The following is a 26,197-nucleotide window of genomic DNA, read 5'->3' as shown; positions in this document are numbered from 1 at the left end:
ACGGTCCCCGATGAGCATCCAGGTCTCGCCCGAGGTCAACGCGATGATCTTCATCCTCACCGGGGAGAGGCTCATGGACGCCGACGAGGACCTCGCCTATGAGAGCCGTCGGCCCTACTCCGGCCTGGGCCGCAAGCTGGACAGGCTGTCCTCGCTGATCGACAAGTCGATCCACGACATCGGCGAGTCCATGCCCGACGACCTCGCCAAGTCGTACGGCAGGGCCATGGGCATGCTCATCGACGACGGCGGCAAGAACTACCTGCGCGACTTCTCCGACCAGCTCGACAAGATCGCGGAAGGCCGCCGCAAGACCTCCATGGACATCATGGAGTCCAAGTGGCAGGTCATCGCCGAGATCATCCGGCTGCTCATCGAGATCGCCATCTACCTCGCGATGTCCTTCTTCACCGGCGGTGCGTCGGCCAGCCAGATCATGATGGCCAAGCTGCGCAGCCGGTTCTTCATCCTCACCACCCTCAGCCACCTCCTCCAGCGGCTGCACCTGGCGCCCTCGCTGACCGAGGCGTTCGCCGAGGCGTTCACGACGTTCGCCGTGCGGCTGGCGATGATGAACTTCGCGCCGGACGGCCGACGGCCCGACGGCTTCGACTGGAACGACATCCTGAAGTCCGCCGCCTTCGGTGCCGCGGCCGGTTTCTTCACGAGCATCTTCGACAGTTTCGCGAAGAACATCGTCAAGAGCTTCGACAACAACTTCCTCAAGAACGGCCCCGATCTCGACTTCAAGAACAACCCGAACCTGAAGAACCCCCCGACCATCGATCTCAAGAACACCGGCCCGGGACCCAAGCCGAATCCCGGCCCCTCCCCGAACCCCGACCGTGACCGCCCCGGTCCGAACTCGAACGGCCCCGGCCCCTCGAACAATCCGCCGGTGACCTTCCGGAACGATCCGCTCTCCTTCCGGAACAACCTCAACCTCTGGCGGAACAACCAGATCCTACGCAACAACGCCGACCGGCCCGGAGCGGTGGCCGGGCACTACGGCATCAAGGGGACGGCCGACTTCATCGCCGCCGGTTCGGGCGAGGCGCTGGCGGAGATCCTGATCAAGGGCGCCTTCGACGGTGACTGGTCCACCAGCTGGTCCACCTTCGTCGGTGCGGGCATCAGCAGCCAGGTCGAGGGCACGCTCACCGACACCGCCCTGAACAGCGGCGCCGAACTGCGCCACGTCATCGACAAGCTGCGCACCCAGCCCCCCACCGTCTCCGGCGGTGACTCCGGCACGCGTGACTCCGAGGATGCCCCCCGCCCGGGCGGTGCCGACCGGGCGGGCGGCCCTTCGGACACGGACACCACCGGTGGCGCAGGCTCCGTACTCACATCGCCCCCGCCGGCCGTGTCGACCGGCCAGCCGCAGAGCGTCCCGGGCGACCGGCCGCCGCCGTACGCCGCGGGGAGCCCGCCGCCGTACACGACCGTGGACCCGCCGGCGTACACGCCGGGCTCACTGCCCGCGAACGCCGCGGAGAACGCGCTGTGGCAGCAGGTCCACCAAGGCCCGGCCGACGTCCGTGAGCAGGCGCTGCGCGACCTGGCCGCCCTGCGCGGCGCGACACCGCCCGGTGGCACCGAGATCGGTGTGCGCGACGGCCTGCACTCCGGCCTGTCGCAGCTGCCCGAGGTCCGCGTCGTGCCTTCCGGGAGCGGTCCCGCCGCCCAGGTCGACGCCGACGAGGTCCGCCGTGCCCTCGACGGCTTCGGCACCCAGGTCACGGTCGACACGCCGATCGCGGTGGGTGACCCGTCCGCGACCGGCACGGGCGGCCCCGGCAGCGGTTCCGCCGCACTCGGGGCGGACACCGGTCCGACGGCCGGGCAGAGCACCCCCACGGCCCCGGTGCAGGGGGCAGGTGCTCCCGTCGCCACCGGCGTATCCGCCAACCCGGCCGCGACCGGCACGGGCGGCGGCGCCCGGCCCGGCGGCGTGCCCCAGACCGGCGCGGGACCGGCTTCGTCCGCCACGCCGCCCCAGGGCGCGCGTACCGCGCACGGTGCGGACCCGGCCGACGGTGCGGCCCCGGCCGACGGTGCGGCCCCGGCGGACGGGGTGCAGCCGACCGACGGCGAATCCGCGCAGTCCGCCCCGTCTCCCGAGACCGCCCCCGCGCAGGAGTCCGCCGGGCCGGCCGGAACGGACCCGACACCGGACGGCGGCGGGCTGCCCGACCCGGCCGGCGGCACCGGTCCCGCCCCGGACGCGGGCGCCGCCGCCGCACCTGCCCCCGACGCACCCGGAGTTCCGGCCTCCGGCACGCCCGGCGCTCCGGACACCGCCGTCGTCGCCGCACCGCAGAAGGTGGGCACCGTCAGCTCGTTCACCGGCACCGGGGACGCGAAGGCCGTCGGTGGCGCATCGGCCGTCGGTGGCGCATCGGATGTCGGCGGCGCAGCCGACCCGAAGGCCGTCCCCCCGATCGCCGGTGACCCCGGCGCCACCCAGGCACCGCCGCTGACGATCGTCGTCTCCGCCGTGCCGCCGCCCGGGGAGGGCGCACCGGAGGCGGCGGAGCTGCTCGACGGCGCCGGTACCGACAGGGCCGTCGTGCTCGGGCCCGCCGTCGCGCAGGACGGGGGAGGGCGCCCGGTACGTGCCGCCGCCGAGCTCACCCGCGAGGGGCCCGGCGCACCGGTCCGCGTCCGCCCGCTCGCCGCCCCGGCACCCGCCCCGACGGCTGACGGGGCCACGGACACCGCTTTCCCCGGCGCGGACGTGCTGCTGCCGCTCGCCGACGCCATCGGTCCGGTGTCCCGCCCGGCCACCCAGAGCATCGGTACGACCGGCGGCGGTCCCGTCGACTCCTCCTCCCCGGCCGGGCCGCCGGCCGCACTCCAGGAGAAGGCGACACCGCCGCGGAGCAACGGGACGGGCCCGGCCGCCACCGTGTTCGCCCCGGACAAGATCGCCACCCTGTCCCGTGCCGGCGCCGAGACGGCCACCGACCCGCACCTGGAGTCCGGCGGGGGCGACAGCGACGGAACCGGGACCGCGACCGGTGGCCAGGCTTCCGGTTCCGGTACGGGACAGGGCGCCGGGACCGGCGGAAACTCGCCCCCGCCGGCGGAGAGCTTCCCCGCGGCGCCCCCCCAAACGCCCCCTGTCCCGCCGCGGGCCCGGATCGTCGTACGCCCCGAGCAGAGCGGTGCGGACGGCGGTGGCACGAGCGGATCCCCGGAGATCGCGGGCGAACCGGCCGTGATCACCCTGGACGGGCACACCGTGCCCCTCACCCAGGTGCGGCGGCTGGTTCCGGACGGGGCCGCGCGGCCCACACCGGGACGTGCCGTCCGGATGCTGACCATCTCGCAGAGCCCGGCCGAGGACGGCACCGCACGGGACACAGGACGACGAGCGCTGCTGGGCCAGGACACCTTCCGCGGCGTACGCACCGTCTCCGCACCCGCCTCCTCAGCGGCCCGGCCCGGGACGGAATCCGTCGCGGGGACCGAGGCGCCACCGTCCGTCCGCCGCACCGTGTTCACCGGGCCGCCGGCCCCGCTCCCCGGCGCGGACAGCGAACAGGGCGCCGACTACTTCGTGGGCCACGGCACGTCCCGCACCGTCACACTCGGCACCGACGACGCGGCACGGCCCAGCGTGAAGGTCAGCGGCGTACAGCTCGGTGTGGCGCTCACGGCGTGGGCGCAGGAAGGCGATCAGGACCGGCCGCTGGTCCTGTTCTCCTGTGAGACCGGACGGCAGCCGGAGATCGCAGGTCTGCCGGTGGCGCAGCACGTGGCCAACCGGACGGGACGGCCGGTGTACGCGCCGACCACCGAGGTGGGCACCGCCCGCGACCGGGACGGTGACGTCCGAGCGGTGCTCACCGAGGGCGCGGACGGACCGGGCCGCTGGCGGCTGTTCACCCCCGAGCCCAGCGGCACCGACCTCGACCGGGTGGCCCGCGACGCGGGTCTGCACGCGGGCCCCGATCCCGCCGACGTGTTCACCCGCGCCCGCACCCTCCAGCAGATACGTACGCTGCGCGACGCGCTCGGCCCGGACGCCGAACAGCAGCCGGAGAACCGCGATCTGCTCGCCGGACTGGCCTACGTGGACGGTCTGCGCTGGCTGACCGCCGACAGCGCGTCCCGTTACGGCGACGGCCGCATGACACCGGACCTGCTGCGCAGGATGGTCACCGACTGGCACGCGGCCAGAGGCGCCACGGCAGGCGCCCCGGCCGCCGGGCCCGGCGCGGACCCGGCGGGCGAGCCCACTCCCGAGCAGTACAGCGCGTTCCTGCGTGCCGCCGCCGGCCTGCGGGAGGGCGCGGAGCCGGACACCACACTCGACGATCTGCTGTCCGCGCCTCCGCCCGCACTGTCTCCGGCCGCACAGGTCTCCCAGGAGGACGCGCGCGGCCTCGACGTCGCGCCGTCGGCGCGGATCGCCTGGTCGCTGTCGAGCGCCCCGTTGCCGCTGTCGGAGCTGGGCCTGGGCCCCGAGGACACCGCGGAACTGACGCGCCGTCTGCATGCTCCGTCATCGGCGACCGCCGGCCCCGCACAACAGGTGACGCCGGCTCCGGGCCCGCCGGAGAGCATCGCCGAGGACACGACGCTCCTCAGCCGGACCACGCACGGCGCTGCGGACGCCGTGCACGCGGACGGGCTGGCCCTCCGGCGCCTGAACACGCCGGGCGGAGGCGACTGCCTCTTCCGGTCGCTGCTCGACAGCGCGCGCGGCCGGGACGTGCCGCCCGCGTGGGCCGCGCGGAGCATCGCCGGCCTGCGGCGCGTGCTGCGGGACAGGATCACCGGGTCCGAACTCGGCGACGTCGTGGCCGTGGCGATCCCGGACCCGGTGTTCGCCGTCGTGGACGACCTGCGCATGCGCGCGCTCGCCGGGGTGCGGGACTCCGCCGAGCGGACCCGGATCACGCGGCTCTGGAACCGGATCGCACAGGACGTCGTGACCGGAGGCGATCCCGCGGAGTGGCAGCGGATCCTGGGAGAGAGCGACTACCCGCACCTCGCCCGTGTGGCCCCCACCCCGGCCGACGCCGGGCGCCTCGGCGCGAGGGGACTGGTCGCATCGGCGGCCGAGCTCCCCGCGCTGTGGGCCTCACCCTTCGCCGACCTGCTTCCGGAGGCACTGGCGCACACCCTCGACCTGGACCTGCGGCTCGTCCAGCCCGACCCGCAATCGCCGGGCAACACCTTCGTCAACACCCTCAACCCCGGCGGGCGGAGCGGCACCCTGCATCTGGGCTACAACGGCACGGACCACTTCGACGCCCTGGTCCCGGCCTCGGCCCCGCTGCCGCCCGCGCAGGACCCTGACACCACCGGGGACCCGGTCACCACCCCGGAGCCGGACGATTCACCCGTCTTCGGGGAGTGGCTGCGCAGCATGGGCGGCATCACCGACCTCGACGGCACCGACGACGACGCCCCCGACCGGGGCGACCGGGTACCACTGGAGACCCAGCTCGAACGGCACCGCCCGGCACGCCTGATGACCGGCCAGGACGCCCGGCCACCGGGCCCGGCCCCGCGCACCGTCACCTTCGACGACGGCAGCCGGATACCCGCGACGCTCATCGATCCGGACGCCGACCCGGGCGACGGCACCCCCGGAAGCCGGACCGACGGCGCCGGGCGGAACCGGCCGGCCGGACTCTTCACCGGCCTGGGCAAGACCACCCTGCGCTCGCCCGAGCAGGTGGCCGAGGAGATCCTGGGCGGCCTCCCGCCGAAACTGCGCGCCCAGTTCGACGAGGCGGACCTGCTGAGGCTGCTGACCGAGCAGCCCGGCGCGTTCACCGCCCCGCGCGGCGCGCGGTTCGTGGGCCGGGAGAAGTCGGGGGTCGGCCACGAGTTGACGGTCGAGGCCATCCCGTACCACCGCTGGGAGCGGTTCTCCGACGTGGACGGCGGCACCGTGCGGCTGGACACCATGCGGCGCGGCCAGGCGGGTACGGGTGGCGGGCGCAGCGTCGGTTTCGGGCGGCGCATCGCGGGCGGACTGAGCATGGGGCCGCCCCTCAACTGGCTGCTCAAGCTCGGCTTCTCGCTCGGCTGGACCCGGAGGACCGACTACACGCAGGGCACCCAGGCGTACAACCAGTCCGAATGGCGCGCGCACGAGGGTTCCCACCTGCACCTCGACGACGTCCACTACCGGGTGCGGGTGGACCGCGTCACCGAGGCGCCCGCGGCCACGGGTTCACCGGCGCCCACGGGGAACAGCGGCACCAGGACGTCCCGTCCGGCCCGCGGCTGGCAGCGCTCGCGGGTGCACACCGCCGAGTTCGCCATGCGCGACGGGCTGAGCTGGCGGCTGCCGGACGACCTGACCGTGCCCTACAAGGGGCCCCGCCGGGCACCGAGGACGCTCACCTTCCCGGACGGCGCCGAGCCGCGCATGACCGACACCACCGGGCTGCACCTGACGGACCCGCCCGAAGATCTCGCACTCGCGATATCCGGTGCACGGCCCGGGAGTTCAGCGCACCGCACACTGGTCTCCTACGTCCGCCCCGGCAGGCTCCTCGCCCTGTTCGGCCGGTTCGCGGGGCCGGTCACCGGGCCGGAGCTGACCCGCGGCAGCGGGCAGCATCCGCTGGGGCACCTCATCGTGGAGCGGTCGGTGCCGCACCGGGCCACCCTGGTCGCGGAGTCCGTGAAGGCGGAGCTGCGCGACCTCACCCAGACCACGTACCAGAACGAGCGGGGGCACGTCCGCGACACCCGCCTGGGGTTCCAGGTCACCTCCGGGCCGAACTACACCCTCGCCGGCGCGGAGACCGACGTACGCCTCCAGGGCGGTCCGCTGATCCGGGCGGACATCGCCACCGGGCGGGGTCACTACCTCGGTGCGGACGCCGCACGGAAGACCACCGGCCGCGTCCGCAACCACCCGGTCGCCCTCTACCGGGTGGAGCGCACGCTGATGGTGCGCAAGCCCGGTGAACCGCGCTCCGCCGCCCGCCCGGTCAGGGTGGTCACACTGGACTGGATCTCCACCCAGGACGCCCGACGCCTGGCGGGCTGGGACAGCCGCACGCCCGGCCGGACCGGCCCCCACCCGGACGCCGAGCCGCCGGTCCCGTGGTACCTCACCCGCGAGGACCCGGTCCACCTGAGCGGACAGGTCCGGGCCGAGGGCTTCCGCCCCGGCCGCCCGCAGCCCCAGGAGCAGCCGCACGGGCAGACCCAGCCGCCGCCCCGGCAGCCCGCTCCCCAGGACCCCATGCAGGCCTTCGGGGACGCCGTCGTGGACACGCTGCACCGCTCGTACCCCTCCCTGTTCGTCCCGCCGCTCATGCTCCGGCATCCTCGGCTGGCGAAGTTCTGGTACGGCGACGGGCGGATGCGGACCGCGCTGCACAACGACCGGCAGGTGCGCGAGGCACTGAACCGGCCCAGCCTGGCGCAGAGCCTGGACGACCTGACCACGACGGGAGTGCCGGTCACGCTCACCGAGGACGGCAAGGTGCGACGTGGTCACCACACCCTGATCCTCAGGGCGCGCCTCACCGACCGGCGGTTCGAGTCCACGATGAGCGAGCGCTCGCTGCGTAACGCGGTCATCGGCACCGAGGTCTCCGGCCAGGGGCAGCAGGCGTCCATCACCCTCTCCGGCGGTGTCGAACTGGGCATCTCGCCGCGCGACCACGACAAGGTGCCCGACGCGGGACTGCCTCGCCAGGCCGGCAGCGTGGCGGTCGGCGCCCGTCACGCCAGGACCGACCAGAAGGCCACCAGGAACACGGTCGCGGTCACGCACGACCACCTGATGTTCCAGACCGGCGCCGACCTCTACAGCTACCAGGTGGAGCTGGGAGCCACGTTCGAGGGCCACCGCCGCCCGCGTGGCTGGGCGCGACTCGCGTCCGTCGGCCTGCTGGGCGCGGGTGTCTTCGTCAGCAAGGTCGAGGAGCGGCCCCTGTTCACCCGGGGCAACGAGACCGTGGGCCGAGTGGAGCTGGCCGTGCCGGCGGCACACGGTTCCGAGCGCCACGCCCCCGTCGATCCGCCGGCCACCGGGCCGGCGCCCGCACCGGTGGCGACGCCCGCACCGCGGCAGCTCTCCTCCACCGAGGCCGACCAACTGCTCGACGGCACGCGCCCGTTGCCGAGGTCCGATGCCGCCGACCGGCAGCTCACCACGAAGCTGCTGAGCGCCCCGCACGTGGTCCTGAGCGCCGAGGGCGGCCCGGAGCGCCAACGGCTCATGCAGGACACCGCCGACCGCGCCTCGGGGGCCTCCTGGCACGTCAGCGCGCCCGGCGCCCCGGTGCGCACCGCCCTGCGAAGGGCGATGGCGAACCTCGGTGTGGCCGGCCAACTCGGCCAGTACCTGGGCCCGTTCGGTTCCCGGATCACCGGACTCAACGGTGCCGGGCCGTTCCGTACGCATTACCTCAAGGCGGCCATCCGCGGCGAGCTGAGCAACTACCGGGTCAGGAGCGACCCGAAGCCGGCGAGCCTCGAGACCACCGTCGGCAACGAGCACCGCGTCAACGGCAGCGCGAGCACGGTCTCACGCACCACCCTCGGCCTCCAGGGCGCCGAGACACCGCTTCAGCAGGCGCCGGGCGGGCCCGCGGTGGTCGGTTCCTACTCGACCGCCCTGCAGTACGCGTGGGGCAAGGGCCGCGGCGTCTCGCAGACCGTGACCCGGGGGCGCAACACCACCCTCGCCTTCGCCGGGCGGATGTACCTCGTGGTCGCCGACACCGTCGAGACCGTCGCGGTGCGGGACCGCTGGACGGCCGTCATGGGCGCGGTGGGCACCGGCGCCGGAGCCCGCGTCAGTTCCGCGGCCGGCCGGCTCTCCGGGCGTCTCGGCAACAGCCTCGCCCCGCGCCGGGCCGCCGCCGCGCTCCAGCGCATCCGCGACGCGGTGATGTTCCACCTGCCGATGCAGGACGTCATCGAGGCCGGGCTCGCCCCGGACGGCCTGGGCACCGCCACCCCGCGCAACCTCGGCGGGGGTTACCGGGTGCCTCCCTTCCTGCGCGGCCGCCGCTTCCCCACCCATCCCAGCGGCCGGCTCGACGGCGCCCGGGCGGCGCAGCAGCTGATGGGGCAGCTGGAGGCGATCGGAGTGTCCTCGCACGACCGGGAACAGGTCCTGCAGCGCCTCTCCCCGGACTTCCTCGCCGCACACCTGCACGAGCTGACCACCGACGGGATGGCCCTGCCGGTCCGCTATCGCACCTGGTCCAGCCCCTTCCAGCTGCCCGTCGGCGGCAGCCCCGGACAGGTCAGGTTCAAGCTCACCCCCGTCACCACCACGGTGGACAGGCTGCGTACCGGCTACGAGCTGGAGGACTACCGCACCACCGCCCGCGACGACGCCGCCTCAGCCTCCCAGGACCGTGGCGCCGACGTGACGCTCAGCGGGGGCCAGCGCGCGGCGGACAGCGGCATCCTCGTGGCGAACCCCTCGCTCCAGGGAACCGCCGCGAAGCAGCGGGCGAGCACCAGGACCGCGACCGCCGGCACCACCGCGATGCCGAACATCGCCACCACCCAGGCGCACGCCGAGATCATCACCAGCTACACGCTGACCGTCACCATGACGGACGTGGCGGGTGACGCGCTCGCCCCCAGCGCCGTCGGCGTACCCGTCGGCAGCCTCAACGAGATCCTCCCGGCGAGCCTGCTCACCCCGGACGGCGACGGCGCCGACGGCGCGCTCACGGAGCGGGACGTGCCGGAACCCCAGCGCGCCGTGGCGATGCTGACCGCCGATCAGGCCCGCCCGGAGGGCATTGCCGCCTGGCGGACCTCCTCCGCCGGGGACGCCAACGGCAGCGCCGATCCGGACATCCTGCCCTTCGACGACCGGATCGGCTCCGGCATCCTCGCCGTGGACATCCGGGGCGCGGCGAACGTGCAGGACGCCCTGACCCTCGCCACCGCCCGGGCCCACGGACTCGGCGACGGCGACCTCGGCGAGCGGCACACCGGCACCGTCCTCGAATCACGCGTGCGCATGGCACATCTCACCCCGCTCACCGGCCTGGGCACCGCACCGGCCCAGGCGCAGCAGGAGGCCACCACGCAGGGCGGCCTGACCGCCGGGTTCCGCGAGGCGCTCGGCGCCGACGGCGCGTCGCTGCCCACCCAGTCGTCCGCCCACCTCCTCGGCCAGTTCCACACCGCCGACTCCCGCCTGTACGCGAAGATGCACCGCCGCGGTGCCCGGCTGCTGGCCGTCGAGAACAAGCCGCGCATGGAGGCCATGCAGCGGGCGAAGACCTCCGACGCGCTGGAAGCGGGCATCACCGACAACGTCGAGGGCGCGGCGGGCACAGCGCCCCTGGCCGGCACCAGCAACGCCGGGATGACCAACCCGGGCGCCACGTTCCCGGTCGGCGGCACGAACGACGGGACGACACTCAAGGGCACCGCGGACACCACCCTCGGCACCCACGTCAAGGTCGTCACCGACCGGAGCATGCTCTTCGCGCTGCCGGTGAGCTGGCTGTCGGTGGCCGAGGTCGACCACCGGATCACCGACAGCCGTCCGTTCCTCGCGCTCGGCAAGGCGAAGCGCGGGCCGCGCGCCACGGAGGCCGAGACCACCGCGCTGGTCTGGCTGCGCGAGGACATCGCCCGCGACTACGGCCTGCTGGACGATTCCTCGTTCACCGAGGAGGTCCTCGCGGCCTGGGACGGCCAGGCCAAGGCGGCCGGCGACCTGGCGGCGGCCGAGAAGGGGTACTACGACGCCAGGGCACGGGCCCGGGAGACATGGCTCGACCTGAGTGCGGAGGAACAGGCGGCGCTGGGAGCGGACGACTCCCACCGGCCGGCCGAACCGCCCCCGGCCCTCGACCGGTCCCCTGCCGTCGCCGCCTGGCAGACCGCCCGTGACGAGGTACGCGGTTGGGAGCAGCGCACCGCCGCGGCCGCCGCGGACCACCACCGGCTGCACCTCGCCGCCTCCCGCCTCACGGCCCACCACCAGGGTTCGGCCTCGGTCCCGGTGAAGGACGCGCCGCAGGAGTACACCGCACCGGCCTGGCGCTCGGAGGCGCCCGAGCCGTACCGGATCGCCGGCGGCACCGGCGCTGCGCCGCGCACCCTCACCTCCCCGGACGGCGCCACTGTGCGCGAGGTGCACGACGTGCCGCACGACGGTGCGTCGTTCTTCCACTCCCTGCTCGCCGCCGCCCAGCACCGAGGGCGGCTCGCGCACCTGCTCGGGACCGAGCTCGCAGAGCGGTTCGCGGCCGGCCCCGGCGATCCGGCGGCCACGGCGGAGGCGGTCGGCGCCGCTCGCGACCGTCTCGCCTGGGCGCTGGGCGAGGACGGCAACGAGGACCTGCTCGACGCCCTGGCGCTGGACGCCCTGGACACCTTCACCCAGGCCGAACTCGACTCCGCCGGCATCCGGCTGACCGCAGCCCAGCAGGCTGAGTTCGACGCGTTCGGGCGCCTCCCGCAGACCCTGTGGCCGACCCCCGCGCAGCGGGTCGCGCTGGCCACCGCCGCCCTCGCCCGCCCCTTCGCGAACGAGCCGCGCCAGGACGGCGCGGACGGCGAACCGGCACCGCCCGAGCGCCGGGCCGGCGACCACGGCGGCGCCGACCTGCTGCCCGCACTGGCCGCCCGCGTCATGGGCACCCCGCTCACCGTGGTCACCGGCGAGGGCCGCGAGCAGCTGTTCCTGCCGCACGGGACCGACCCGGCCGCCGTCGACGCGGCCACCGACCCCGTCCTCTTCACGACGGGCGGCTTCTTCCACGCCGCCCTGCCCCAGGGGAGCCCCGCGCCGGTCGCGGCGCCGCTGCCGGCCCCGGCGGCCACGACCTCCGGCACGGACAGCACCCGGCCCGTGTCCGGACAGCCGCCCGCGCACCGCAGCCACACCACCCCGCCCTGGATGCCGCCCCCGGACAGCACCGGCCCACGCCACCGCCTCGACCGGGACGGCGTCCTGACCGGCCCCGACGGCGCCACCTACACCCAGGGCACCCCCGCCGGCCGCGGCAACGGCTTCTTCGGCGCCCTCTCCACGGCCCTGCGCCTGGCAGCCGAACTGCCCGGCACGGAACGGCGCGAGGCGAACAGGCTGCGCACCCGCGCCGATCAGTCGCCCGCTCAGCTGATGCGGCTGAACGGCCTGCCCGGCGGCCCCGGCGAACGCGACTCCCTCTTCGCACCACCGCCGATGAACATCCGGCCGGGCGCGCCCCGGCCGAGCGCCGACGCCCGCGCCGGCCACCTGCGCCGGTACCTCGCCACGGCCCCCTGGGGGCCGGGGGCCGACCGTGCCGTCGCCGAGTGGGCCGCCTCCGCGACGGGCACCACCGTCACCCTGATCGAGGAGAACGGCGCCACCCACACCTACCCGGGACCCGCGGGAGCGCACTCCCCGCACATCCGGCTCCGCCGCCGCGGCGGCGACTTCGTCCCGGTGGCCCCGCGTACCCCGGCACCCGATCCGGGGACGCGCGACACGCCGAAGACGCCCGGCACGAGCGGTACGCCGAAGGCACCCCTGACGCCCGAGGCGAAGGAAGGGCCGAAGACCGAGCAGAAGGCACCCGAGGGCCGGGCCGCTTCCCCCGGCGGCACCGTACGGCCGGGCCCGGACACGGCCGGGCTGCCGGCCGGCACCGATCCGCCGGGGTTGCCGGGTGAGGAGGAGGCGTACGAACTGAGCACGCTCTCCGGCGCGGACGCGCTCGCGCAGTTCCGGTTCACCGACGACACCAGTGGATCCGACAGCGAGGACGAATCCGGGGAGACCGCGCACGAGCTGTGGCTCGGCCTCCTCTTCGGCACGGCCGCCCGGGACGACTACCCGCCCGAGATGCTGGTCGGCACGGCCCTGTCGCTGCGGGAACTCGCCCGGCGGCACCCGCAGCAGAACGGCGCCGGGGACACCCCGCACGGTCTCGCCGCCCGGGTGCTGAACCTGGGCCCGGACGCCGAGGTGGGCGAGCGGCACCTGCTGGTCCTCGGGTCGCTCGCGCTCAGCGCGTCCCCGGCTCAACTCGCCGACGAAGGCGCTCTGGCCGCGTACCTGAGAAGCCATGACGCCGCCCTGGGCCGAGGCACCCGGTTGGCGTCCCGGCAGGGCACCGGGCGGAACTGGACCGGCACCGGGGACGCGGTGCCGGCCCTGGACTCGTACGCCGTGGAGGGGGAGGACGGGCTGCTGAGCACCTGGCCCGCCCTGTGGTCGGACCCGTACGTGGTCCTCGCCCAGGCGGACGGCGACTCCGTACGCCTGAACACGCCCCGCGGCGTCCTCACGCTGGACGATCCCGGTGAGTTCGCCCGGCTCGTGGCGCGGGACCCGGCGCGGCCCGCGGGAGCGGACGTCGTCCTGGCCTTCCCCCACGACGACATCGAGTCCCTGGCCCAGCACGTCGCGGACCTGACCGGCGCGAAGGTCTGGTACTCGGAACACGCCCCCCGTCCGTCCACCGACTGGCGCACCGGAACCGACCACATCATGCTCGGGCCGGTCCCTGCCGGAGTCGGCAGGACGTGGAACTCCGTCCGGCCGGACCGGCACGCCGACAGCGACGACAGCGACGACGGTGACGACAGCGACGACGGTGACGTCGCGGACATCGTCGGCATGTACGGGAACGGCTCGGGCGCCGACGCGCGCCGGGCCGAACCGCTCACGACGACGGACTACGGGGTCATCGACACCCGGGGCACGGGCGTGCTCTTCCGCAGGCCCGGCGGGCTCCGGGGCAACTGGCAGACGCCGAGGGCGCTGGCGGGCAGGGAGGACGCCCCCGAACTCGCCATGTCCGTGCAGGACCACCACGAGACGCTCGTCACCGAGCGGCCCGCCCTGCGGATCTCCTCGGACCGCACGCTCGCGGTCGAGAACGGCGCCTACGGGCAGCAGATCTTCGCGACGGCCGAGGCCGTCGCCCGCGCGTCGGCCAAACTGTCGCGCGCGGGAGCGGCGGTGCGGCTGCGGGCCGACCGGGACCTGAGCGTCATCCTGCCCACCGCCGACGGGGGCAGCAGACAGCTGTTCCTCGTGACGCCCGTGTTCCTCACCGGCTCGGGGCGGTCGACGGAGGAGATCTGCAGGGACTTCGCCGACATGCTGGCCGGCGCCTCCCGCACATCGCACATGGTCTTCCGCACGCCCGCGGGCGGCCCGGTGGTGACCGCCCCGGTCAACGCCTCCGACGGTGCGGAGGTCACCGGTACCCACCACCTCGCCGAGGCCCTGGGCGGTGTCGCGGACGGGGACGACGACCCGGACCTGGCGGACCCGGAGTGGGCGGCGTCGCTCGTACGGCAGGACGACCGGCCCACCGGCGGCGACGGCGGTCCCCTGCCCGGCCGCTCGTACGGCAGCGCGCTCAGCCTCGCCCAGCAGACCGACCCGCGACGTGACGCCCTGTCGGACGCCGCGAGCCGCATCGGGGTCAACGAGCACGCGTGGGCCGACATCGGGGAGGGGTACGTCGTCCAGTCCGTCGCGGCGCCCGGCGAACACGGTCAGCCCAGCCTGGAGCACAACTACGCGAAGCCGCAGACCGAATCCGGCGGAGCGCACTTCGGCTACCACTTCCTCACCGTGGTCCTGGCCAGCGAGGACGGCAGCCACCAGATCTCCCTGGAGAACCACGCCAGGGCCTCCGTGCGCAACCACCGGCACCGCCGTGCCGTCCAGGCGAACCTGCGCAACCACGACCTGGGCGAGCTGCGGGACATGGCGTCACGGCTGCGCCAGGAGGTCGAGCGGCTGGAGGAGGAGGGCGGCGCTGAGCACCTCGTGGAACTGCGCGGCCACCTGGACCTGACCCTCGCGCTCGTCAGGGCCAAGCAGGCGCAGACGGATGCCCGGGCGGCGGCCGCGGGATCACCGGAGCGGGCCGCCGCCGAGCGGACGCTGGAAGGCGCCACCCGCGCCGCCGCGCTCCGTATCGGTCAGCTGGAAGCGGTCATCCCGGGCAAGCACCAGTGGTACATGCGGATGTACTCGCGGCGGCCGGGTGAGTCCGCGCACGACACCAACGCCGAACTGCTGGGCGACGGCCCCTCCGCCGAAGCCAATCCGCTGACCGCCGTCGTGCTCCGCGGCCAGCAGGCACTGCCGGTGTCCGTCTCGTTCGGCAAGGGTGTCCAGCAGACCCCCGACGGCGCGAAGCACTCCGTCCGGCACCTGGCCAAGGTGGTGGCCAGGGCGGCGCTGTGGAACGCCGCCAACGGGCTGCCGCTGCCGGACGTCCGGGTCAGCAGCCGACGCGCCGGGCGCTTCACCGGAAGGGACCTCGCGAGGGTGCGCGCCGAGGCGGTCGCGGCCTCGTTCCGGCAGGAACTCGCCGACGCGCTCGCGGCGCTCCAGGAAGGCACCCCGCAACCCCACATCGGCGCCGACCGGTTCACCGTCGAGCCGGTCCCGGTCTCCGGGCGCGGAGCGTCCACCGGTGACACCGCCGACGGCACCGTGGACATCACCGTCGAGGACCACCGCGGCGGTCCGCGGCAGGTCGCCACGCGCGGTCCGCGCGTCGGATCGCAGCAGGGCGGCCTGCCGGGCGGCTCGCGAGACGACGGCCTCGACCCGGTGGCGGAGCAGTGGCCGATCGGACACCCGATCACCGTCATGCGGCCCCGCTACGGTGGTGTCGACGTGGAATCCGTGGTGTCCGCCACCGATGTCCCCGGGGCCGTCGTGCCGGAGACCGGAGATCCCGCGGACACCGATGCCGGGACCTCTGACAAGGGCAAGGCCCCCGCCCTCACGGCCCCGCACGACGAGCCGGCCGCCCCGGGCCGCCGGCCGGACCAGTGGTTCACCTACACACGGTCCGCCGAGTCCCGCTCGGAGCCGTTCCGTTACGACGTCGCCGACACCGGGCACGTCAGGCTTCCCGACGGTGAGGAGATCCCGCCGACCGGCTGGACGCGGTTCGGGCACGACTTCGTCCACGGGGCGACGGGCGCGATCCTGCGCGGCGACAGCGGCTGGATCGGCCGCGTGGCCAACATGGACACCCTCGCGCCGGTGATGGCCGACCTGGACCAGGACTCCGCGCCCCACCGGATCGTGGCCGACTCGTCGGCCCTCTACCTGGTCCCGGAGGGCGACGGCGACTCCGCCCTCCGCATCCCGCTGCGGGAGACCACCGGCTCCACCGCCCCGGGGGACGCGTCCCCCGCCGCCCCCGTCGACCCGTCCTCCGCCACCCCGCCCGTCGAATCGGCACCTTCCGCCGGGGAGCCGTCCGCGCCCCGCGCCCGCCTGGACGACCGGCCGCGGTTCGTCGTGCGGTCCGCCTTCGACGTGCGGCGTTTCACCCACGGCGGCGAGACCGTCACCGACCTCACGGTCCGGATCGCCTTCGGCGACGGCGACGGCGACGGCCGGCACGACACGGACGCCGTCATGGCGCGGGTGCTCCAGGGCGTACGGGAGTTCTACAACGAGCCGGGCCACGAACTGCCCAACGGCGACCGGCTGCACGTCACCGTCGAGCGGGTCCCTTCCGACGGGAAACCCCACCTGACGGTCGATCTCGTCGGCCGTGACCAGCGGATGAACCAGCGCGCGTGGTGGGCCGACGCCGACCCGGTGGAATTCGCGCACGAACTCGCGCACCAGCTGTTCCTGCGGGACGAGGCCCGCGACGCCGGCAACCCCCGCCGGCTCGACGCACCGGGCAGCCTGCTCGGCGCGTTCCGCGAGACGGCCCCCTACGGTCTCGCGCAGAGCGGTCTGCGCCCGCGCCACCTCCAGTTGTGGGCCGCGGTGGCCGGGGACATCGAGCCGTACACCCCGCCCGAGGGGACGAGCTGGGCCGACGCGCGGAAGAACGCGACGCCGGAGCGCCGGGAACCCGTGTGGGTCGACCCGGTGTCGCTCCCCGCGGCCTCCCCGCAGACCGGTCCCGACGGCTCGGTGCCGCCCCCGCTGCCTCCCGGCGAGGCGCTCCCCGCACTGACGGAGGCGTCCGACGAGTCGGAGTCCGACACGGAATCCGACGACGAGGCCGAACCCCCGGGCTGGGCAGATCCGGAGTGGCTGGACCTGCTGTTCGGCCCGCTGCGCGGCAGCGTCCCGCGCGACCGGCTCAGGGAGACCTCCGAGGCGGTGTACGACCTCGTCCGGGCGGAAGCCGGACCCCGGCCGACGCAGCAGGCGCTGCGCGACGGCCTGATCCGCGTCACCCGGCAGGTCCTGCACATGGGGAGCCGGGCCAGGCCGGCTGCCGCGGACGTCCAGCTGCTCGGTTCCCTGGCGCTCGACGCCTCGTCCGACGACCTCGACACCACCGACGACCTCGCCCTGTACTTCATCGAGCGGCAGATCGAGACCGGACGGGGCGCGCTCGACGAGCCCACCCTCCTGCGCGACGGCACAGGCAGCCCGGTGGGGCGCGACTACACCGGGCCGGGGCGGGCCGCCCCCGAGACGGCGTCGTACGCCGTCCGGGGGCGGGGCCGGGTCGTCCCCAGGCCCGCTCCGTGGCGCAACCCGTACGTGGTCGTCGCGAAGGCGGCCGGCCGCGCCGTGGAGATCGCCATGCCGGGGCGGACCTTCCGGGTGGACAGCGCGTACGAGCTGGCGATGCTCATCTCGTACGACCCCAGGCGCCCCCGCGGCGCGGACATCGTCCTCGCGCTCCCCCAGGAGTACGCCGCGACGGTCGCCTCCCTCGTCGCCGGGACCACGGGCCGCCGCGTCTGGCGCCCCGAGGCGCCGGCCGTCCTGGACACCCATCCCGCCACCGGGACCCGCCACCTGATCCTGGAACCGGCGGACGGCGACAGCGGCGCGGGCTGGGCCTCGACCGACCCGGCCGCCGACGGCGGGCTGCCCGGAGCCCGCGACCTCAGCAGCGGGAGCGACGCCGACAGCGTTTCCGGCCCGGACGACACGGACGACCGGGCCGGCAGCGACGGGTCCAGCAGCGACGGGGACGCGGAGTTCGACCGGCTTGCCGATCAGGCGGTCCTGGAACGGCAGATCGAGGCGCGTCGCCCCCGGCCGCTGACGACACGCGACTACGGAGTCATCGACCGGCGCGGCACCGGTGTCCTGTTCACCCCGCCGCTCCCGCGGTCCGTCGGCGAGGTCAGGGCCGGGCAGGGCAGCGGCCCCGACACGCTCCCACTGGTCCTGCCGCGCCAGGACCACGCGCGCGTGCTCATGGCCGACCGGCCGCCGCTGCACATCTCCGAGGACCGGACACTGGCGACGCTCGCGGCCGACGACGGTGCGACCGGGCGCAGCCCGCAGGCGTTCGCCACACGCACGGCGATCGAGCGCTCGTCGGCACGGCTGGCCGCGGCCGGAGCAGGGGTACGCCTGAAGGCCGACGAATCGGTGGGGGTGCTGCTGCCGAAGAAGGACGGTTCCTACGGCGAGCCCCTCTTCCGGGTGGAACCGGAGTTCCTGACGCCGTCCGGCGGTTCGGAGCACGCCTTCACACGGGACTTCGCCCGGATGGTGGCCGGTTCGGCGACGGAACCCCTGTCCCACATCGCCTTCCGCGGCCCCGGCGGCGCCGTCACCACGGCACCGGTGAACGGGATGCACGGCCGCGAGGTCACCGGAACGCACCACCTGGCCGGCGCCCTGGTGGACGTCGCCCGCGGCACGCGCGCCGCCACCGACGTCACCCCACGCTGGGCGGCAGGCCGGACGGCACTGGACAACCGCTTCACCGGCGGTGTGGTGGGCGCCCCCACCCCGGGCAAGCAGTACGGCAGCGCCCTGAGCTACGAGCCGCAGGACAACCCGCTGCGACCCCGGCTGGCCGCCGCCGCGCGGCGTATCGGGGTCAACGAGTACGCGTGGGCGGGGGTCGGAGAGGGCTACCTCATCCAGTCGATCAGCACCACGAACGACGGCGGCGCCCAGCTGTTCACGCACAACCACGCCAAACCCGGCGACCCGGTGGGCCCGCACGCCCCGTACCACTTCGCGCAGGTCGTGCTGGCCGGCGAGGACGGCACCCACCAGATCACGCTGGAGAACGAGACCCACTCCCGGAGCGGGATTACGGCCGACGTCCTCGACGCCGTCATCGACGAGAACCTCGACCGCTACGGCGAGGACGAACTCACCGCGCTGGCCACCGAGGCCGAAGAACTCCTGGACGCGGCGCGGCGTGACGGGGCGGACGAGGCGGAGACCGCCCGCCTGGAGGGCTTCGCGAAGGCGGCCAGGTCCCTGGCCGACGTCCACCAGGCACAGCAACTGCCCTGGTACTTCGACGAGGACCGCCCCGAACACGCCCTGGCGCTGCGTGAGGTGGACGAGGCACGCTCCAGGGCCAGGGAGCTGATCCGGGCCGCGGCACCGGTGATCGAGAACAAGGACCTGTGGTTCTTCCGGGCGTACAGCAAGCGGCCTGGTGAATCGGCGCACGAGATCAACGCGGCCCTCCTGTCCGGGGATTCTCCGGCCGTGGCCAACCCGCTCACGACGGTGGTGCTGCACGGCCACACGCCGCGCGGCCACCAGCAGACCATCCGCTTCGCGGAGAAGGAGCACGGTGTTCCCGCCGAGGCGGACGACGCGATCGACGGCCTGGCAATGACGCTGGCACGCGCGGGGTTGTGGAACCGCGCCCACGGCCTGCCGATGCCGTCGATCACCGTCACCGGGCACGGCAACCGCTCGCAGGCGAGCGGCCGGGCGCGGGCCGACGCCGTCGCCGGGGCTCTCGGGGCACGGCTCGCCCAGGTCCTGAACACTTTCCAGAGCGGTGCGTCCGGGCCGCGCGTCGGCGTACGGGACTTCGGCCTCACCAAGTCCGCGAAGCGGGTGCGGAGCGCCACCGACCCGGACCGGGGACGCGTCGTGACGATCGAGATCGACGATCACCGGCTCGTCCCGTCGGCGCCGTCGGGCAGCGGCACGCCGGCCGGCGGGCACTCCCCGTCCGTGGAGGCCGCCGCCACCCGGCCGGCGACCGCCGAACCGGTGACGTCCGAACCCGGGCCGACGTCCGAGCCGTCCGAGGACCGGCCCAAGAGCTCCGGGACCACTCCCGGGCGCCCGAGGTCCCGGCCGCCCGGGCGTTCCCCGCAGCCCAGCCCGGAGCGCAGGAACAGCGACGCACCGCCGTGGGTCCTGGCACGCATCCGCTACGCCGAGGAGTCGGTCGCCTTCGACAGGCGGCTCGGCGAGTACCTGGCAGAGAACGAGGCGGTGACCGCCGAGTTCCGCAAGATGGCGAGTGCCGCGTGGGCGGCGACCCGGCAGCGGCATCCGCGTGCGCTGGCTACCTTCGGCGACACCAGCAAGTTCAAGGCGGGCGTCGTCGGCACGTCACGCGAAGCGCTCCAGCGGGTCGTGCGGAGCGGGAACCTGCGGGAACTCGTGGCGTTCCTGTACGAGGGCATCTCCAACGATCTCGTGCCGGAGATGCTCGGGGGCGCCGAGGAGCAGCACCCGGAGATCGCCGCGGAGCGCCCGAGCCGACGGCAGCGGGAGGCCTACGCCGAGTTCATGCGGCGTGCCATGGAGATCCAGGCGTCGGACGACCTGACCGCCGCGGAGAAGGAGGCCGCGGTGCGGGAACTCCAGGCATCGGTGGTGACCCGGGCGCGTCCGGATGCCGCGCGTCCGCCGCTGAGCGAGGCGGAGCGCAGGTTCGCTGTCGACGACGCGGGCCTGACCTGGATCCCGGCGACATCGGTGTACGACATCGCCATGAGCGCCGCTTTCCAGGGGAGTTCCGAGGACTCGGGCGGTCTGGTGGCCACGGGCACCGCCGGATCGACGTACCGCTTCATGCTCCACGCCGCCCGGATGCGTGAGCAGTGGGGCCTCGACCTGGATCTCGGTCTGATCCGGGCAGGGATGATGGCCATCTCGCTGACCGTGGGTCACCACACCGTCCACGAGGTGATGCGCGGCGCCCAGTTGGCCCTGGACGACGTCCCCGGGCACGACCCGTCCCTGGACTACACCGACAACTGGGGGCGGTACTGGGACATTTATCCGCTCGACGAGCAGGAGTTGCGGGAGAACGTCGCCCGCGACGGGCTCTTCCCGGACGAGCACGCCCAGGCCCTGCTGAACGAGCTCCGGGCGCCGTCCGGCACGGGCGCCGGTGCAAGTGAGGCCGGTGCGGGCGCCCGCGTGCTCCCGCACCGTCCTGCCCGCGCCCGCCCGGACCGCCCGCTGCCACAGATGCCTGCCGCACCCGGCACGCCCGCCACGGGCACGGACTCCGCCACCGCGGACCTCGCCGCCGCGTGGGAGGCCCACTCGCGGGCGCTGGCCGCGCTCGGCGACACGACCGCCGCAGCCGGCGTGGAGGAGCGGGACACCGGTGACGGGACGACGGCCGCATGGGCCGGTGCCGACGAGGCGCGCCGGCGACTGGAGGACGCCGAGGCCCGGCTCCGGGTCCTCGGCGTCACTCCCGGCGCACTCGACGAGGCCCGAGGGAGTGGGCCCGAGGCGGAGGGCGCGGCTCCGGTCGTGCCGAGGGATGCCGCCCACCGCCGGTGGATCGCGGGGCAGGTGACCGAGGCCGACCTGCCGCCGGCACCTCCGACGCCCGGCGCGGGGGAGACCGTCGGCACGACGGACCTGGACGCCGCCGGTGTCACCCTCACCCACGGACTGCGGACCGAGATGGTCCTGCGCGGCGACGGCAGGCTGCCCGCGGGCGCACTGACCCCGCTGGACCTGGTCCGAGTGCGGATGTCCGGCACCGGTCCGTGGACCGGCGTGCTGGACACGGTCGCCGCGCGCGCGTCGCGGAGGCTGTGGTCGCAGGCGTACGCCGCGTTCGCCGACGCGGCCCCCGGGGGCGCGGACGAGAGTGACCTGGTCCGTGCCTGGGCCGCCGCCGTCCTGCTGGTGCTCCCGGCCGAGCCGCACCCGGTGCTCGCCGACTCCCGGTACGCCGGCGACGGGTTCCGCAGCTCGGTGCGCCGGGTCGCCGGCCATCTGCTGGACGCGGGCACGGGCAACGGGCCGGTGCCGGAGTCCGCCGTCGAGCTGGCCGACACCCTCAGATCCGGCCTCGGTCTGCGGCCGCGCTGGACGGTGCCCGCCGTGGACACCACCGTCGACGGCGCACCTGTCGTGCAGTCGGGCACCGGGGCGGCCATGCCGGACCTCGACATGCCCGACCTCGACCTGTCGTACCTGGACGGCCTCGACGTGGACGACACCGGCTCGGGCGACTTCGGCTTCGACTTCGACTTCGACATGACCGGGCCCGGCCTCCCGGATCCGGACACGGCCGACTTCGACACGGCCGACTTCGACATGACCGGCCTGGACATGACGGCCCTGGACACCGGCGACGGGCAGCCGGTGTTCGTCGCACCGGTGGCAGCCTCGTCGGCCGGGCCGCTCGCCGCGCTGCCCCGGCTGAGCCTCGTGGAGTTCGGCCAGGGGCGGACGCAGCCCTCGTACGAGGCGCGGGAGAGCGTCGAAAAGCTGGCCTTCCGCGTGGCGCACGCCGGTCTGCGCAACCGGCGTGCGCGGGTGCCGCTGCCGAAGATCGGCATAGCGGGCTACGGCGCCGACGCGCGCGGGACCGGGACCGCACAGGACCGGGAGCGAGCCGCCCGGGAGAGGGGCGACCAGCGTGCGCGGGCCGCCCGCGAACTCTTCGTCCACTTGCTGGACCAGGCACTCGGCACCCTTCAGCAGAACCTGCCGGGCAGTCAGCGACCCCTGTCCGTACTGGACTTCGCGATCGCCTCGCGGGGCCGGACCCGGGTGCCCGGCCCCTCGCGGGGCCGGACCCGGGTGCCCGGCCGGAGTGTCACCGTGGGCTCGTCCGGGCAGGTGGACCGAACGGACCTGGGCCGGCAGGCCACGATCGCCGTCACCGTGCCGGGGCACGCGGCGGCGGTGGAGGCCCTGGACGCGCTGCGCGGCCAGGACCGGGAGCTGCGTGCCGGAGCGTTCGACGTGGACGCGGTCGCCCGGCGGGTTCTCCACCTGGAGCCGTTCGTGCCCGTCGACCCGGAGACGCGCCGGGACTTCTACGCGATGACCGGACGGGCGCTCGCCGCCGGGCGGGCGTCCGGCCTCGCCGCGCTCACGGCGTTCTCCCTGGAGGAGCAGGGCGTGCTCGCGGCGGACCGCACCCATTACGTCTCCGTGGCCGGAAGCCGGGTACCGGGCCTCAACTGGACCGGAACCGACACCGCCGAACTGGACACCATGTTCGTCGACAACCTCGCGCCCGACCGGGCGGGCGGGTTCAGTCCCACGCCGGGCCCGGACTTCGCACCGTGGCCGTGGGACGTGACCCCGTACGCCGTCCTGGCCGACGGGCGCCACGACAGGGTGACGGCCCGGCTGCCCGACGGGACGACACGGGACCTCGACGCCGACACGTTCGCCGAACTGGTCGCGGCCGACCTGGCCGGGCAGAGCCTGCCGGCCGGGGCGCCGATCGTGCTGGCCGTCCCGTACGCCGGCGACCGGTACCTGGAACTGCCGAGGAAGCTCGCCGAACGCACCGGCCGGACCGTCTGGGTGCACAGCGGCCTCGCGCGGCGCCACCCCGACCCCGCCGCGAGCATCACCCTCGCCGTGGTCCGTCAGGACGGGCTGCCGCACGGCTCCTGGGTCCCGGTCCGGCCCGGCCTGGCACCCGACGCGGACGGCGGCGCGCCGGACTGGCACCGCGAGGTGCTGACCCAGCCCATCGTCAGCGCGCTGACCGGACAGCAGATCGGCCGCAGCCTGCACGAACCCGGCGAACTCGCCGGGTCGCGCGAGGACGACTTCAGCCGTCTCGACCGGATGACGCTGTTCGTCCACTACAACCCCGCCACGGGCACGTACTCCGCCAAACTGCCGCTGGAGGACCCCGGCCCGAAGGACAAGGCGTACCACCTGGCGGGCCACGGGCTCCCGGGCAGCCTGATGATGCCCCTGGCCGACGGCGGTTCGAGGACGGCCGGCCGGCGCGAGGCGGGGGAGTGGCTGCGGCGGCGCAAGAGCCTGTCGAGCCTGCCCCGCGACCACTGGATCGACATGGTCGTCTGCTACTCGTCGGCCCCCCGGGACGCCACCACGCAGGACCTGTCGCAGGCGGGCCACTCCTTCCCCGTGCCGTTCGCCGCCGATCCCCTCGCCGACGACGCGATCTCCCTCGGGCAGCACCTCGCGAACGTGACGGGGCGCAAGGTACGCCTGTCCTACGCGCTCCAGGGGGCGTTCAGGTACCAGGACGACCCCGTGCGGGTCCTGTTCACCGACGCGCGCGGACGGCGCTGGTGGTGGGAGACCAGCCGTCCGGAGCCCGACGAGGCCGAGCTGGACCGGCTCGCACTGACGGCCGGCTTCGAGGGCGAACCGTCGGCGCGGAGCCGCGCCGAGATGCTGCGCCTGGTGCGTGCCCTGCGGCTGGTGTTCGGGCCCGACGTCGAGGACGCCGACGACTTCGCGACCCTGATCCGCGGGGCGGGCGCGATCGACAACATGTGGCACGCCGATCCGGACCTCGGCGCGACCGGCCCGTTCTCGCCCGACCTGCTGCGCCGGGTGATCGCCGCGCACCCGGAGGCCGCGACCGGGGTCGACCGGCAGGCCACCCGCCGCGTTCTGGCCGCCGCCGCGCAGGAGTGGCAGTCCGGGTCCGCCCCGACCGTCAGCCGGTTCGTCGACCTGCCGGTACTGCACTCGGCAGCCCGGTGGCTTCAGGACACGGCGGCGGTGGACGAGGCCGCACCTCCCGCGCCGAAGCACTCCACACCCGGCGGGGCGGACCGGGCGCGGATGTTCTGGGCACGGGTCAGGGCCGAGGAGACGCTTCTCGCCGCCGGTCCGGACGCCGACGCTCTCACCACGAAGGTGCTGCACCTCGACCCCGCCGTCGCGGTGGACGACACGCTGCGGGGCGAGGCGCCGGCCCTGCTCACCCGGGGGTTCGCGGCGGGCCGGGACATGGCCGACCCGGACGTGGCGGCCGCGTACGACCTGGAGGCGCGCGGTGCCTTCGACGCGGCCGTGCCGCCCACGACCATGGGCACGGCCATGGGCGGCGGACGCGACTGGAAGGACGGCTCGGCCTTCCTGCCCGAGCTGGGGAAGTTCCGGGCGCCGGGCGGACTCGTCGACGCACCGTGGGCCGGCCAGGACGCCTTCGGGAAGGACAAGCCCGTCCCCCACATGGTGCGGGCGTCCGTGGACCTCGAGGACAGCGACCACCTCGACGTGACCTTCGGCGGGGCGTCGTACCGGGTGCCTGCCGCCGAGTTCGCCGAACTGCTGGCAGCGGACATCGAGTTGCGGCGCAAGGACCTTTCGACCCCGGTGCTTCTCGTGCTCGACGGTCTCGGCGGGCCGGCGTCCGTCGTCGCGGACCTGATCGCCCAGCGGCTGGGCCGCAGCGTGTGGTGGAGCCCGTTCCCGGTGGAACTTACCGGGACGGACGACGCGGGGACCTCGGTACCCACGCTGGCCGACTCCCTGGCCACCCTGACCAGCCCGACGGCCGCCGACTGGCGGGAGGCGCGGCCCGTCGACCCGGCCGGGCCCCAGGAGGGCCCCCGCCCCGTCGAGCCGCCGTTGCCCGCGCCCGGCAGCGACTCCGGTACACCCAGCAAGCGAGGACACGATGACTGACCCCGGCGCCGACGGCCCCGCCTCTCCCGCACCGCCCGCGGAGTTCGTCCGGGCGGCCAGGCTCGCACCCGACCACTGGCTCTACCTCAGCGATCCCGCATGGCAGGGGGAGGGAACGCCGCCGGACTGGGCCGTGGTGGGGCAGTGGCGCTCCGACTCCGCGGGGGAGATCGTCGAATGGGAGGACAACGAGGGCTACCGGCCGTCGCCCGAGGCGCGGGGATGGCCCGAGCCCGCCGACGACGTGGACCGCGCCGTCCAGCGCGCCACCACCGGGTACGGCCCCGCCGAGGGGGTCACCGCCGCCCTGGCCGGTGCCGAGGTCGCGGTCCTGGTCACCGCGGACGGTGAGCCGGTGAGCGCCTCGGCCCCCGACGGCACCGCGGTCGTCCCGGTCTACACCTCCCCGCGCTACCTCACGGCCGCCGGACTGGGATACGTGACGCTGCTGGTCGCGGACCTGCTCGCCCGCATGCCTCCGGGTCACAGCCTGTGCCTCAACAGCTCGGCCCCCGTCGGCATGGTGCTGGCCACGGACGGACTCGCGGAGGCGCTGCGGGAGGCAGCGGCACCACCGGGCGGGGACGGGCCGGGAGACACGGCGGGGGCACGGCCGGCGCCGCCGTCCTGACGCCCGTGCCGGCGTCCGTG

The 26,197-nt window shown here is 74.8% G+C and carries 2 protein-coding genes; both read left to right on the top strand.

The features are described 5' to 3' along the window. Positions 1-10 precede the first annotated feature (10 nt). Positions 11-25,546, top strand: coding sequence for a lonely Cys domain-containing protein (locus OG206_RS07595; RefSeq protein WP_327113574.1), 25,536 nt, complete (start codon positions 11-13; stop codon positions 25,544-25,546). Next, positions 25,539-26,177, top strand: coding sequence for a type VII secretion system-associated protein (locus tag OG206_RS07590; RefSeq protein ID WP_327113572.1), 639 nt, complete (start codon positions 25,539-25,541; stop codon positions 26,175-26,177). Before OG206_RS07595 ends, OG206_RS07590 begins: the two co-directional genes overlap by 8 nt. The last annotated feature ends 20 nt before the right edge of the window (positions 26,178-26,197 follow it).

Origin of the sequence: Streptomyces sp. NBC_01341 (assembly GCF_035946055.1) — a bacterium.
In the GTDB taxonomy this organism is placed as follows: domain Bacteria; phylum Actinomycetota; class Actinomycetes; order Streptomycetales; family Streptomycetaceae; genus Streptomyces.
The sequence above is the reverse complement of the archived record's forward strand: the minus strand, read 5'-3'. Positions and strand labels throughout refer to the sequence as shown.